The 764-nt window shown below is 66.4% G+C and carries 1 pseudogene; it reads right to left on the reverse strand.

Annotation, left to right across the window (positions count from 1 at the left end):
- Nucleotides 1-764: pseudogene (locus tag AC5RWD_RS23145) on the reverse strand (glutamine--fructose-6-phosphate transaminase (isomerizing)); the annotation flags it as partial.

Genomic DNA, 764 nt, shown 5'->3' on the forward strand with positions numbered 1-764 from the left:
AGGTCCGAACGCCCCAGCAGGGTCTGCGCGACGGCGTCGGGCTGGTCATGGATTTCCTTCTCCATGAATGAGGAGAAGCCGCCCTTCTCAGCAGAGGCCGGGTCCCAGTCCACGTGGTACTCCTTGCCCTGCGCCGGGGCCCCGAAGAAGTCAGTGATCTCCACCGTCTCAGCGGTGATCGTCACGATCTGGTCCTGGCCCAGCTCCACCGCACGGCGGGTGTAGTCAATGAACCCGGACACATCCGAGCCCAGGAAGTTCTCGCCCTCGCCCAGGCCCACCACCAGCGGGGAGTTCCGGCGCGCGGCCACCACCACGTCCGGCTGGTCAGCGTGCACCGCAAGCAGCGTGAACGCGCCCTCCAGCCGCTGGCAGGCCAGCTCCATCGCCCGGGTCAGGCCGCCGTCCGAGACGTCCCCGCCCAGCTTGTTCCGGAAAATATCGCCCAGCAGCGCCGCGGCCACCTCGGTGTCCGTCTCCGATGCGAAGACCACACCCTTGGCCAGCAGCTCCTGCTTCAGCTCAGCAAAGTTTTCAATGATGCCGTTGTGGATCACCGCAAGCTTCCCGCCATCAGACAGATGCGGGTGCGCGTTCTGATCCGTCGGGCCACCATGCGTGGCCCACCGCGTGTGCCCGATACCGGTCAGCGACTCCGGCAACGGCCGCTCCTCCAGCTCGGCCAGCAGGTTGCTCAGCTTCCCGGACTTCTTCCGCGAGGAAATCTCCCCGTCAGCCACCACCGCAACACCGGCCGAGTCATA

This window comes from Arthrobacter sp. CMU6, from assembly GCF_059090205.1.